The organism is Acinetobacter sp. 148 (assembly GCF_031196675.1).
In the GTDB taxonomy this organism is placed as follows: Bacteria; Pseudomonadota; Gammaproteobacteria; order Pseudomonadales; family Moraxellaceae; genus Acinetobacter; species Acinetobacter baumannii.
Genome location: NZ_JAVIMT010000005.1, coordinates 22,282 through 35,226, shown reverse-complemented (window position 1 = coordinate 35,226; position 12,945 = coordinate 22,282). Strand labels below are relative to the sequence as shown.

Below are 12,945 nucleotides of genomic sequence, written 5' to 3'. Positions count from 1 at the left end.
CATCTGTACAATAATGCTAGTGATTCTCACTAAGCACGTGCTAATATGATGTGCAAAATAGCAATATATCTTGAAGATTGGTTTTGCTATGTCGATTTGTCTTTTTACCTTGTATGACAAGGTTTCTAGGAGCGCTGCCGGATATGACTTCCGCCCCACTCAAGGCCCCAATTAACTGGACCGCTAGCATTACCTTAATTGGTTTACCAATTCTTGCTGCAATCATAATCCCGATTTATGCGTATTATTATGATTTTAGTGTAAGCGCATGGGTAAGCTTATTTTTTCTTTTAGCTTTAAGTAGCATGGGGATTACTGCTGGTTACCATCGTCTTTGGGCACACCGTGCTTATGAAGCGTCGTTACCACTTAAAATTCTTTTAATGATTGGCGGCACATTTGCTGTACAAAACAGTATTCTGTTTTGGGCATCTGGTCACCGTACCCATCACCGTCATGTCGACGATGTAGATGAAGATCCATATTCAATTGAACGTGGCTTTTGGTATGCCCATATGGGTTGGATGATCCGCGATCATTCTCCATCTGAACCAGATTTTAAAAATGCACCAGACTTACTCAATGACAAACTGGTGATGTTCCAACATAAATACTACGCCTTGATGGTCGTAGCAGTTCACGTTGGTATTTTAGGTTTGGTTGGCTGGGCAACTGGCGATTTATGGGGTGTTGTACTTCTTGGTGGTCTATTACGTTTAATTATTAGTCATCAAGTTACATTCTTCATCAACTCACTTTGCCACATGTTCGGTAAACGTCCTTATACCGATGAAAACTCAGCACGTGATAACTTCTGGTTAGCGATTGCAACTTGGGGCGAGGGTTACCACAACTATCACCATATTTTCCAGTACGACTATCGTAATGGTGTGAAATGGTGGCAATATGATCCAACAAAATGGCTAATCTGGACATGCTCTAAGATTGGTTTAGCAAAGAACCTACGTCGTATTCCAAGCTTTAATATTAAAAAAGCAGAATTGGCAATGAAGTTTAAATATGCTGAACAAGACTTGGCTATTTATGGTCATGATGTAAATGCCGACATTAGTCAAATGAAGCAACGTATTGCTCAAGAGTATGAAGCATTTACACATACTTTAAATGACTGGGCGAAACTCAAAGAACAAGAGTTACAAGCAAAGAAAGCAGCAATGGCTGAAAAGATTCACAAAATGGATCACAAGTTAAAAGTTGATTTCCAATTGCTTGAACATCGTTTGAGTCATCACCGTGAGTGTTTAGAAACTTTAATGCGTAACATTAAAAAGAACACAAACGTCGTACCAGACTAATACGTGTTTATCCCGAAATAGCACCTGTAGAGTCATACTTTGCAGGTGCTATTTTTTTGGCTTGTTTTTAACTATGGTATAGTGAATTTTGCCTCAAATATTTAGTCCAGCCTATGCAATTTAATCCGCTTTATTCATCGCTCAATCCTAAGCTTTTTCATATCCAGCAACCTTCTCCGCTTCGTGGTGCAAAGGCTGGACACTTTAATTTAGCTTTAGCCGAAGAGTTACAATGGACAGATGAAGAAAAACAGGCTTGGGTAGAAATTTGCAGTGGTCAGCGTACCTTCTCGGAATTCCCGCCTTTGGCTATGGTGTATGCAGGCCATCAGTTTGGGCAATGGGCCGGTCAACTAGGCGACGGACGTGGCTTACTCATTGCGCAGATTCTTAATAAAAAAGGCCAAACTATAGATTTACATTTAAAAGGTGCAGGCCCCACGCCCTATTCACGTATGGGAGATGGGCGAGCAGTTTTACGCTCTGTTATTCGTGAATATTTAGCAGGACATGCTTTAAATGCTTTAGGGGTGGCTTCTAGTCACGCAGTAGGTTTTACAAGCTCCACTCAAGGTGTACAGCGTGAAAAGCTAGAACCTGGCGCAATGTTACTTAGAACATCTGAATGTCATATCCGTTTAGGCCATTTTGAATGGATCAATCAATATGCACCTGAGCTATTGGCCGAGTTCACTCAAAAATGTATTGAATGGCACTATCCAGAATGCCAACAAGAAGAGCAACCTATTTTAGCTTTTGCTAAAGCTGTGATTAGAAATACAGCCATTATGATCGCCAAATGGCAGTTGGTCGGTTTTGCTCATGGTGTGATGAATACCGATAACTTAAATATTACGGGTTCTACACTTGATTTTGGTCCATACGGTTTTATGGAACGTTTCCGACCAAATTGGATTAACAACCATTCCGATTACCAAGGGCGTTACACCTATCAAAACCAGCCGAGTATTGCGCACTGGAACTTATGGACTTGGTTAAATAATCTTATTCCACTTGCCGAACCTGAGCATAAAGAACAGTTCAAAGAAGCGCTGGCCGCTTGCCTAGAAGAATTTGAGCCGACTTTTATTGAGCATTACACCACTGGGTTATGTCAAAAAATGGGGCTTCCTCATTTTCATAAAGACAGTACTGAATGCGGCTTAAGCTTTTTGCGTATTCTGCAAGCGGAGCAGCTCGATTACACCCAAAGCTTCATTCGCCTTCAAAATAAAGAATACAAAGCTTTACGTGATGACTGCCTTGATATTCGACAATTTGATGCATTCCTTACGCAGTATCAAAACATCCGTGAATATCAAGATATTGATGAGCTTGATGCAAACATGCAGCAGGTAAATCCAATTTATATCTTACGTAACCATATGGCACAGCGAGCTATTGAGGCAGCGGAGCGAGATGATTTTAGTGAGGTTGACCGCTTATTTAAGCTACTCAACCATCCCTATACAAGACAACCAGATTTGGAAAAACCGGAAGATTTAGGTCCGTTACCAAGCGATGTACCTGATGTCGCGGTGAGCTGTTCTTCTTAATTTTTTATCCACATTTTCTGTGGATAACATTGTGGTTATCCACAGCATAACTTTTCTAAGCAATTATTCTTCTGGATATTCGAAGCGGTAACCTACTCCATAAACAGCTTGAATCCACTCATGACGGTTACCAGTTTCGGCCACTTCCGTGATTTTTCGACGCAAGTTTTTAATATGGCTATCAATAACTCGGTCGGCAACATCAAAGCTGTCCGGATTAATATGATCTAATAATTGTGCACGTGAATAAACTTGCCCCACATGTTCTAAAAATAACTCAAGTAGGCGAAATTCTGTTGGCGTTAAACTTAAAGATTTTTGTTGATACCAAATTCTTTGCTGTGCTTTATCAATACGGAAAGAATCATTTTGCTCTGGCTCAGCCTTACGTTCTAAACGACGTAAAACGGCCTGCACACGAGCAACCAGTTCTTTTGGACTAAAAGGTTTGCACACATAATCATCTGCCCCCATGTTTAGACCCAAGACACGATCAATTTCTTCGGTACGTGCCGTCACCATAATAATCGGTAAATCTGACTGTTCACGTACCTTACGGCAAATCGTTAAACCATCCATTCTTGGAACCATTAAGTCCAGAATCATTAAATTAGGTTTACGTTGTTGAAAGCTCGTGTAAGCATCCTGACCATCATGAAACATGCTTACTTCGAATCCAGCAGCCTCAAGATAATCACGCACCAGATGCGCTAACTCGACTTCATCCTCAACCAACATAATATGTTTCATGGGCCATTTTTCCTTTTATTTAACTCTGCTTTTTAAAGGTTAGTACACAACGTAAACCACCTAATGGTGAGTGTTCAAAACTGAGTGTACCACCAAGCGCCTGCGCAATTTTACAAGATAAAGCTAAGCCTAATCCTGTTCCACCTGTACTACGCGTACGCGAATCATCGACACGATAAAAACGTTCACCTAAACGCGATAATTGCTCATCACTTAAACCAAATGGACTGTCGTCGACATATAAAGTCCATTCCTGAGGCGTTTGACTTGTATGAATATGAATCTTTCCACCTGTTTCGGTATAGCGAATACTATTACCAATCAAATTAACAATAATTTGTTTAAATCGATCGCGGTCTAACAGTAAAGAAGCACCTTCGCCTTCCACCTCAATTTCTAACCCTGCTTGTTCGAGTTTAGGTCTGAAATTTTCGACTTCTTGCAGTATAACTTCCCAAGGATTAACCGAACTCAAATAACATTTAAGTTGTTGAGCATCAGCCTGAGCCAAGTCTGCCAGATCTTGTGTCAATTTCTTTAAACTCGAAACTTGTCGCATCATGGCATCAAGATGTTCAGGTGTTGCCTTTCGGATACCGTCTTGCATCGCTTCAATCTGCGCTTGCAAAACAGCCAATGGAGTTTTCAATTCATGAGAGGTATCTGCAACCCATTGACGTCGTGATTCTTCATGCTGATGTAAAATTTCAGCTAAATGATTTAATTGAGTAGATAAATCACCTAACTCATCATTTCGTTTAATCACAACTTGGTGTTGATAATTACCTTTTGTTAACTCATTTGTTGCATTTAATAGACGCTGAATTGGCTTTTTAAAATAAGTTGCCATTAAAAGTGCTGCAACTAAACTCGACAGTAATGTTAAGGCATAAATTAAAAGTAAATAGCGCTTTTGATTACTGAAGAAATTAATACTTAATGCATCTTCTTTATCTAAAACTGGTTTTAGACCTAAATAACCTACGACCTGACTATTGACCATAATCGGGCGATAAGACATCTGATCCGAAGACGGCGGTTCCCCCACTACGAACTGGTGTTTGGCATCATATAAAGATAAACGAGAACTTAAGCCCAGCCGGTCTGGTAAAGCAATAAAACGTTTCTTACCATTTTGCGTCTCAATGTCTTTGAGGCTTCCTTTTTTTGATTTGTTTTTATCATCGCTTGGACGAAACTGGTTTGCACTTAGCGGGAATCTTAAACCTTCAAACGGTTGATATTCCGAAGGTAAGTTTTGCTCAAGCGTACGTAGTTCTTCATCACTAAAAATAGAGTTCTTATTTACCGTTCCCGCATCTGGAGAAATATTAATGAGAGTGTGTTCATCGAAAGAATGCTGCTGAATGGCAATATCATATTGGCGGCGTAACCACCACTGGGAAAGACGGTCATAATCATCTGGTGCTGCCGTTCCTTCAATTTGTAAGATTTGTGCCTGAATCGCATTCCCCCAATCATGATAAACGGTATATACATTTCCCAGATTAGTAATGAGCCGATCTAGCTTTTGCATTTCAACATCGGCTACATATTTGGCAAAGTTCTTTTGCATCGTCCAGTGCAGAACACTCAAACTTGCAGTTGCAATTAACAGCGTGGTAAGCAAGACCGTTAAAAATAACCGCAAGGCTATGGGAACACGTAGAACGTTCAAAAGCACTCTCTCATTTTTACTCTATATTTTGCATTGTAACCAACAACGAAAAGAAAAACTCTCCATTGTTTCTTCATCTTTATTATCTAATCTTTAAGTCATCTTAAAACAAACATTAAAGGGTTTTAACCATGAAAATGACGGCTAAAATTGCATTATTCAGTGCAGCAATTGTAACTATGGGTAGTTTGGCTGCTTGTCAATCAACAACTCAACCACCTAAGCCAGAACATGGCATGATGCAAAATGGCCCACGTGATGGTCACCACCATCGTATGAAACACCGTGAATTTACGCCTGAACAAAAAGCAGCATGGGAACAACACCGTGCAGAGCGTAAAGCTCGTTTTGAGCAAATTCAAAAAGCATGTGAAGGTAAAGCTGTTGGACAAACTGTCAATGTTCAAGTTGGAGATAAAACACTTGAAGGTACATGTAACCTCCGCTTTGAGCCAAAACGTCCTCAACCACCAGTCAATGCCCCTGCTCCAGTAGCGACTCAAGCAAAATAATTCTAAAAACAGTAAAACAAAAGGCGCCAGAAGGCGCCTTTTGTTTATACATAACTATTTACGATTTTGACTATTTGTCTCATCTAAACTTCATCAAAAGTGTTTACACTCAAAGCACTTACATAGTTCAAGTATTTTTTTCTTGACTTTGCAGTCACAAAGTAAAGGCCCCGAGGTGCTTGTACAGTTATGCAAGTTGTTGCACGATGTAATAGTTCAAGGTGCCTTATGGCACATTATCGTAGATTAGGATTATAACTCTGGTTTCACCAGTATTGAGGAACCCGATATGCCACAATACAAAGCGCCCTTACGTGATATGCAATTCGTTTTGCATGAATTATTAAATGCTGAAGAACACTATGCAAAATTACCTGACTTTCAAGGTAACGTAAGCCGTGAATTGGTTGATCAATATTTAGAAGCTGCGGCAGACTTCTGTGAAAATGAACTTTCTCCTTTAAACCAAGTTGGCGACCGTGAAGGTTGTACTTGGAATGATGGTGTTGTAACTACACCAACAGGCTTTAAAGAAGCTTATCAAAAATACATCGAACTTGGCTTCCCGTCTTTATCAGCAGAAGAACAATACGGTGGTCAAGGCTTACCTAACTCTTTAGGTATCGCAATTTCAGAAATGGTAGGTAGCTCTAACTGGGCATGGGGTATGTACCCTGGTTTGTCTCACGGTGCAGTACGTACATTAGAACATCACGGTTCTGAAGAGCAAAAAAATACTTACTTACCAAATCTTGTTTCAGGTGTTTGGACAGGTACGATGTGTTTAACTGAATCTCATGCAGGTTCAGACTTAGGTATTATCCGTACTAAAGCAGAACCAAATGCAGATGGTAGCTATGCAATCTCTGGCGAGAAAATCTTTATCTCTGCTGGTGAACACGACATGGCTGAAAACATTATCCATATCGTTCTTGCTCGTCTACCAGGCGCACCAAAAGGAACTAAAGGGATTTCGTTATTCATCGTTCCTAAGTTCAACGTCAATGCAGACGGAACTCTAGGCGAACGTAATGCCGTACGTTGTGGTTCAATCGAACACAAAATGGGTATTCACGGTAACGCGACTTGTGTCATTAACTTTGACCAAGCAAAAGGTTATTTAATTGGCCCTGAAAACCGTGGTTTGAACTGTATGTTCACCTTCATGAACACAGCACGTATTGGTACTGCGGTTCAAGGTTTATCTGCATCTGAGTCTTCTTTCCAAGGCGCTTTAACTTACGCGAAAGAACGTTTAGCTATGCGTTCACTTTCTGGTCCTAAAGCTCCAGAAAAAGAAGCAGATCCAATTATCGTTCACCCTGCCGTTCGTAACATGCTGTTAACTCAAAAAGCATTTGCTGAAGGTGGTCGTGCACTTGTTTACTTACTTGCTCAATATGCAGATATCGTTGAAAAAGGCGAAACTGAAGAAGAGCGTAAGTTTGCTGACAACATCTTGTCTTTATTAACTCCAATTGCAAAAGCATTCTTAACTGAAACAGGTTCTGAATCTGCTAAGCACGGTGTTCAAGTGTTCGGTGGTCATGGCTTCATTTCTGAGCATGGCATGGAGCAAATCGTACGTGATACACGTATTGCTTGCTTGTATGAAGGTACAACTGAAATTCAGGCACTGGACTTGTTAGGCCGTAAAGTTTTACAAACTCAAGGTGCAATGCTTCGTGATTTCACTAAGATTGTTCACAAGTTTGTAGAAGCAAATAAAGACAATGCTGCCATGAAAGAATTTGTTGAGCCACTTGCTGCGCTGAACAAAGAATGGGGCGACCTCACTATGCAAATCGGTATGCGTGCAATGCAAAATCCGGATGAAGTGGGTGCAGCGGCTGTAGATTACCTCTACTTCTCTGGTTACGTTACTTTAGCTTATCTATGGGCTCGTATGGCGCTTGTAGCACAAGAGAAATTAGCTACGGGTACAACCGATGTTGATTTCTACAATGCGAAAGTAACTACTGCTCGCTTCTACTTCAAGAAAATTTTACCGCGTGTACGCTCTCATGTAGACGTTATCGCAGGTGGTTTAGACCCATTGATGGCATTAGATGCTGAACATTTCGCTTTCTAATCATAGTTAGTTGCGATATGCAATGTTAAAAACCAAAAAAGGACTGCTCAGTTTTGACGGTCCTTTTTTTATAAAATCAATGATAAATTTAGATTTTAAATTCAATATCCATTTCGTTTTACAGGATATCTAGCACAGGCCGATGTGCACAAAAAAGGTGAACGATTATGCCAATTTACAATGCTCCTTTAGCTGATATGAAATTCATCTTAAATGATGTATTTAAAGCAGAACAATTTTGGCAGGCTAATGAGAAACTCGCTCATGTAGATGCTGCAACAGCTGAAGCAATTTTAGAAGAAATGGCTAAATTTGCTCAGAACGTGACTCATCCATTAAACCGTACTGGTGATGAAGAAGGCGCTCGCTACGAAAACGGCGAAGTCTTTACTCCTGCTGGCTTTAAAGATGCATTTCGTCAATATGCAGAAGGTGGTTGGATTGGCTTAGGTGCAGATGAAGAATGGGGCGGTCAAGGCATGCCAAAAATGCTTACCGTTCTTGCCGATGAAATGTTATTCGCGACCAACCCATCTTTCATGCTCTACCCACTTCTTTCAGTAGGTGCAGGTATGGCTTTAAGTAGCTACGCATCTCAAGAGCAAAAAGAAACGTATTTACCTAAGATTTATTCAGGTGAATGGTCAGGTACCATGTGTTTGACTGAACCACATGCCGGTACTGACTTAGGTATTATCAAAACTAAAGCCGAGCGCAATGAAGATGGTACTTATAACATTACAGGTACTAAAATCTTCATCACTGGCGGTGACAACGATTTAGCAGAAAACATCATTCACTTGGTACTTGCTAAAACTCCAGATGCTCCTGCTGGTTCACGTGGTATCTCGTTATTTATCGTACCGAAATACCTTGTAAATGAAGACGGTTCTTTAGGTGACCGCAACCATGTTGGCCCAGGCTCTATTGAACATAAGATGGGGATCAAAGCATCTGCAACTTGTGTGATGAACTTTGACGGTGCGAAAGGTTACCTCGTTGGTAAAGAAAACGAAGGCCTTGCTGCCATGTTCGTGATGATGAACTACGAACGTTTATCAATGGGTATTCAAGGTTTAGGTGCTTCTGAATTTGCTTATCAAAATGCTGCTCAATACGCGACTGACCGTTTACAAGGTCGTAGTGCAGCTGGTGTTCAATCACCAAGCAAACCTGCTGACAGCATTTTAGTCCACGGCGATGTACGTCGTATGTTGTTAAATGTACGTGCCAATAATGAAGCTTCTCGTGCCTTTGCAGTTTATGTAGGCCAGCAGCTCGATATCACTAAATTCTCAACTGATGCAGAAGCCGTGAAAAAAGCCAATGACCGTGTTGCGCTTTTAACCCCAATTGCAAAAGCTTACCTCACAGATACAGCCTTCCAAGCGACATTAGATGCTCAAATGGTATTTGGTGGTCACGGTTATATTCGTGAATGGGGTATGGAGCAATGTATCCGTGATCTTCGTATTGCTCAAATCTACGAAGGAACTAACGGCGTTCAATCTCAAGATTTAATTGGTCGTAAAACCATTAAATGTGGCGGTGCATTCATTGCTGAATACATCACTGAAATTCGTGACTTTGCAAATGACCTAGACACTGATTTGAACTTCATTAAAGATGCAACTTTAGATGCTGCAACTGAAATCGAAGCAATCACTCAGTTTATTATTGAGCAAGCTGCAGAGAACGTAGAGTTCCCGAACTCTGCTGCTGTTGATTACTTACATGCAGTGGGTCTACTCAGCTTCTCTTATATGTTTGCAAAAATTGCTGCCGCTGCTAAAGATAAGTCTGGTGATTTCTACCAAAACAAACTTGCATTGGCTCAATACTTTGTTGAACGTATCTTGCCGGATATTGATGCACGTATTGCTAAAATCAAAGCAGGTTCAGACTTAATTATGGGCTTTAGTGAAGATTACTTTACAAATCAAGCTTAATTAAATTTTTTATAAAAACGCCTGAAAAATCAGGCGTTTTTTTATTTTGTATTTACTATTTCCATTAGCACGAAATTTGTTTAATTTCTAAACATTCTCATATCAAAAAAGATTTTACTATGCCTGATCCCAAAAAGTTTGAAAGAACCCTTGATCGGTTTGGACATTATGCTGTTGAGGCTTTTCATTATTTAGCCTTATTTATCATAGGCTGTATGATTGCTTGGTCTGCTGCTCATACCGTTTTTGAAATTCTGACCGTCAAAAAATATGCATCAATCGATGACATCTTATTGTTATTTATTTACCTAGAACTTGGGGCAATGGTTGGAATTTACTTTAAAACCAATCATATGCCTGTACGCTTTCTTATTTATGTCGCCATTACAGCCCTAACACGTTTACTTATTTCTGATATCCAACATGACCATAAAGCCGACCTTGATCAAGTCATTATTACTGGCTCAATTCTTATTTTAGCTCTCTCTATTTTAGTTGTCCGTTTTGCTTCTTGGCACTACCCATCTGTTATGAAAGAAAAACATTCAAAAACACCTACTTCTTTAAAAACACCCCAACCGCAAGATGACGAGTTGGCATAAAAAAATGGCCCCAAGCGGGCCATTTTTTATTTTACATTTAACGAACTCGATAAATGTGATGTTTCGAGTCAACCAATAAGTATTGGTTAGGAGTCTTCACCCAGTGGTATCCACGTGGTGGTGCATATAAGCGATGTGCACGCCAGTCTGAGACATAATAACGGCTATTACGGTATTCCACAGGAATACGATCACCGCGCTTAAAGGCTACATATCGGCCATAATGGTTGCCACGCTCAGAATGTGACCAAACAGGAGCTCTATGATCATTGCGGTGGTCATAACGATAATCATGACGCTGTTCATAGCGATTATGTTCTTTACCGTGATAGTTATCCCAACGATGATTTGAATCGGCCATCGCAGTTGCCGACATACCCAACATTAATGTTGAAAGTACGAGAACAATAGGCTTTTTCATGGAGTATTCCTTTTTATCTTGATCTAAAGCTAGATTAAGAGAGAGTCAAGGAGAAACCATGAATAAAATGGCTTTGATTGATATTGTTTGTAATGACTATAAAGAAAATATGAAGAATCTGTATCTGTGCTACCATTAGCATTTTTCAAGCTAGGTCAATTGCTGTGTCTGAAATCAGTTTTGAACGTCTTCATCAATTTTTCTGCAAAGTTCCAAGTGTACAAGAAGCCCGTATCATGGCTCATGGAGCAGATGGCGAACACGCTTGGTGGTTTAAGTTCAGTATTGATGTAGAACACCCTCTCGCATGGCAAACCGTTCAAGAACTCGGGCATGTTTTAAATTATCTGTCGACGAATGAGCGTTTACCTACTTTATTCTTTCCTGTATCTCCACCACCTTACATGAATGGCGAAGCAAAAGATTTTTTATCATGGGTTATTCAGTGTAATCACCCTGAGTTTTCTCCAGATGTGGTTTGTGATTGGCTGGAAGCGCGTTTGCCGAATCCTGTAGATGATGAGTCGCAGTGGAAAATTAAGACGGATTTGAGTGAAATAGAGAAGTTAGATGATAAGGCTTTGGATCAGTTGATTCCGCCAGCGCCTTAATAAAGTAAATAATTCTTCTCTTTAACTTCACAGAATTTTTCTTCAAAAGTTAAAGAGAAGCCCATCTATTTAAACCAGTTTTTTATATGTGATGCTATCCTGCTTCTAAAACCAGGCTGTTCTGCAATTTCATCAAAAAGCCCTTCCATTTGCGGTTGTATCTGTTTCTCATAGTGTTGTTGAGCAGCAGGTAAAGCAAACGAAAAGACCTGATCCCAATAACTGGTCGCCTCCAAACGTAATTTCAGTTCATCTGCCAGTCGATGATTTTCCTGAATTCCAAAACCACCTCTCAATGCCACAATTAAGACCTCTGCAACTTTATTGTCAATGCTACCATATTTAAAAGCCAGTTCTGCCCACTGCGCCTGTTCACACTGCTCAGTTAAAGCAACCATCCATTCAACCGCGTCCAGACAGCCTAATTCGCTGGCTTGCTGAAAATATTGTCTAGCAAGCTCTGGATCATCCTCAATGTAATAACGTCCTTTTTCATATAATGCTTGTGCATGTTTATGTTCCGCAGCAATAGTAAAATATTTTTCAATTTCATCTAACTCATCATTACCGAGATCAGGCTTTTGATCTAACTCATAGGCATAGGCATACATTGCGGCTGGATGATTCAACTCTGCTGCATTTTTTAAATAGTTTAACGAATTTTCTGTCAGCCTTGACAATTGCAGCCATGCATCTGCACTACCTAAAGTCGCTTGCTGTTGATAAAACTGCTGTTGCCACTGCCACAACTGTTCTCGGTTTTGTTCTGATATATAACTGGCTTCATCAGTTCGAAGAAATTCAATAATTTTCTGGATATGGCCTCGTTGAAAAGCTTGTTCCAGATACTGCATTAGGTCTTGCTGCGCATGCTCAAAATAATCGTTCCATGCCGTGGCATCAAATAATCCAAGCTGCTTCAATTCTTCATCATCATATCTTGACAAATACAAACTGGCACTCAGCTTTTCACCCTGATTCCAGGCCTGATACAGATACTGCATACTTTCAGTGTCTGGATAAGCAACTCCATGCTTAGCTTTGATAAGTAACGCTTGAGTATTTCCCTGCGCAATTAATTGATCTGTAATCTGATGTAATTCACCAAAGATTTGATCAGTATAATTTTCGTCGTAATACCCTATATCGAAAATCGTATTTTTTCTTTTTAATAAATCAAATAATGTGATAATGGCTTGAGCATGGCCCAAATGTGCCGCATGAAGTAGATATTGGTCACGAAAATATATATTACGAGGCAGTATGCAATCCCCCCTCTCGTGATCATAAAACAGAGCAAGTTCAAACAGTGCTTGTGGGTTTTCTTGAGTAGCTAATACTTTTAATGATTCAATTGCCCGAATTGAATCAATCAAAATATTCTGGTTACCATAACTCAATGCCAAAGCATATTCTAAGGTTTCAACCATTAATCATTTTCCGTTTTTATCAAAATAC

The 12,945-nt window shown here is 40.0% G+C and carries 11 protein-coding genes; 7 read left to right on the top strand and 4 right to left on the bottom strand.

The window, feature by feature from the left end; all coding sequences use genetic code 11:
- Positions 1-143: 143 nt before the first annotated feature.
- Both RFX69_RS00190 and RFX69_RS00185 read left to right on the top strand, forming a co-directional pair.
- Positions 144-1,316 carry an acyl-CoA desaturase gene (locus RFX69_RS00190; protein WP_000199593.1) on the top strand — a complete coding sequence of 391 codons (1,173 nt, stop codon included), beginning with the start codon at positions 144-146 and terminating at the stop codon, positions 1,314-1,316.
- Between the two features lie 113 nt (positions 1,317-1,429).
- Positions 1,430-2,872, top strand: a complete 1,443-nt coding sequence (locus RFX69_RS00185; protein ID WP_001160211.1) for a YdiU family protein — start codon at positions 1,430-1,432, stop codon at positions 2,870-2,872.
- A 63-nt stretch (positions 2,873-2,935) separates the two neighbouring features.
- Here the strand turns inward: RFX69_RS00185 and RFX69_RS00180 are convergent, their stop codons facing one another.
- On the bottom strand, positions 2,936-3,622 hold the full coding sequence (locus RFX69_RS00180) for a response regulator (RefSeq protein ID WP_000680577.1): 687 nt from the start codon (positions 3,620-3,622) through the stop codon (positions 2,936-2,938).
- A gap of 19 nt (positions 3,623-3,641) precedes the next feature.
- Positions 3,642-5,300 (bottom strand): sensor histidine kinase efflux regulator BaeS, encoded by a 1,659-nt coding sequence (baeS, locus tag RFX69_RS00175; RefSeq protein WP_005119692.1) that lies wholly within the window; start codon positions 5,298-5,300, stop codon positions 3,642-3,644.
- 131 nt (positions 5,301-5,431) lie between these two features.
- On the opposite strand from baeS, the gene RFX69_RS00170 reads away from it, so the two are divergent.
- The 4 genes from RFX69_RS00170 to RFX69_RS00155 all read left to right on the top strand — a co-directional run bounded on the left by RFX69_RS00170 (position 5,432) and on the right by RFX69_RS00155 (position 10,455).
- Complete coding sequence (locus tag RFX69_RS00170) at positions 5,432-5,812, top strand: hypothetical protein (protein WP_271056143.1); 381 nt, start codon at positions 5,432-5,434, stop codon at positions 5,810-5,812.
- Between the two features lie 289 nt (positions 5,813-6,101).
- The gene (locus RFX69_RS00165; protein WP_271056142.1) at positions 6,102-7,904 is read left to right on the top strand and encodes an acyl-CoA dehydrogenase C-terminal domain-containing protein; all 1,803 of its coding nucleotides are present in this window, start codon (positions 6,102-6,104) and stop codon (positions 7,902-7,904) included.
- A 167-nt stretch (positions 7,905-8,071) separates the two neighbouring features.
- Positions 8,072-9,853, top strand: coding sequence for an acyl-CoA dehydrogenase C-terminal domain-containing protein (locus RFX69_RS00160; protein ID WP_001123422.1), 1,782 nt, complete (start codon positions 8,072-8,074; stop codon positions 9,851-9,853).
- A gap of 119 nt (positions 9,854-9,972) precedes the next feature.
- A complete protein-coding gene (locus RFX69_RS00155; RefSeq protein WP_001113293.1) occupies positions 9,973-10,455 on the top strand; it encodes a phosphate-starvation-inducible protein PsiE in 483 nt (160 codons plus the stop codon).
- Between the two features lie 37 nt (positions 10,456-10,492).
- Here RFX69_RS00155 and RFX69_RS00150 read toward each other — a convergent pair whose 3' ends face one another.
- Positions 10,493-10,876: an RcnB family protein gene (locus tag RFX69_RS00150; protein WP_000743010.1), complete on the bottom strand. Its 384-nt coding sequence runs from the start codon at positions 10,874-10,876 to the stop codon at positions 10,493-10,495.
- A gap of 164 nt (positions 10,877-11,040) precedes the next feature.
- On the opposite strand from RFX69_RS00150, the gene RFX69_RS00145 reads away from it, so the two are divergent.
- Positions 11,041-11,487, top strand: coding sequence for a hypothetical protein (locus RFX69_RS00145; RefSeq protein WP_001290059.1), 447 nt, complete (start codon positions 11,041-11,043; stop codon positions 11,485-11,487).
- A gap of 65 nt (positions 11,488-11,552) precedes the next feature.
- On the opposite strand, the gene RFX69_RS00140 is transcribed toward RFX69_RS00145, so the two are convergent.
- Positions 11,553-12,917: a hypothetical protein gene (locus RFX69_RS00140; protein WP_000230456.1), complete on the bottom strand. Its 1,365-nt coding sequence runs from the start codon at positions 12,915-12,917 to the stop codon at positions 11,553-11,555.
- Positions 12,918-12,945 lie beyond the last annotated feature (28 nt).

Excerpts from the sequence above, each read along its gene's own strand:
- RFX69_RS00190 (WP_000199593.1), top strand. The coding sequence starts at position 144 with ATGACTTCCGCCCCACTCAAGGCCCCAATTAACTGGACCGCTAGCATT.
- RFX69_RS00185 (WP_001160211.1), top strand. The coding sequence starts at position 1,430 with ATGCAATTTAATCCGCTTTATTCATCGCTCAATCCTAAGCTTTTTCAT.
- RFX69_RS00180 (WP_000680577.1), bottom strand. The coding sequence starts at position 3,622 with ATGAAACATATTATGTTGGTTGAGGATGAAGTCGAGTTAGCGCATCTG.
- RFX69_RS00170 (WP_271056143.1), top strand. The coding sequence starts at position 5,432 with ATGAAAATGACGGCTAAAATTGCATTATTCAGTGCAGCAATTGTAACT.
- RFX69_RS00165 (WP_271056142.1), top strand. The coding sequence starts at position 6,102 with ATGCCACAATACAAAGCGCCCTTACGTGATATGCAATTCGTTTTGCAT.
- RFX69_RS00160 (WP_001123422.1), top strand. The coding sequence starts at position 8,072 with ATGCCAATTTACAATGCTCCTTTAGCTGATATGAAATTCATCTTAAAT.
- RFX69_RS00155 (WP_001113293.1), top strand. The coding sequence starts at position 9,973 with ATGCCTGATCCCAAAAAGTTTGAAAGAACCCTTGATCGGTTTGGACAT.
- RFX69_RS00150 (WP_000743010.1), bottom strand. The coding sequence starts at position 10,876 with ATGAAAAAGCCTATTGTTCTCGTACTTTCAACATTAATGTTGGGTATG.
- RFX69_RS00140 (WP_000230456.1), bottom strand. The coding sequence starts at position 12,917 with ATGGTTGAAACCTTAGAATATGCTTTGGCATTGAGTTATGGTAACCAG.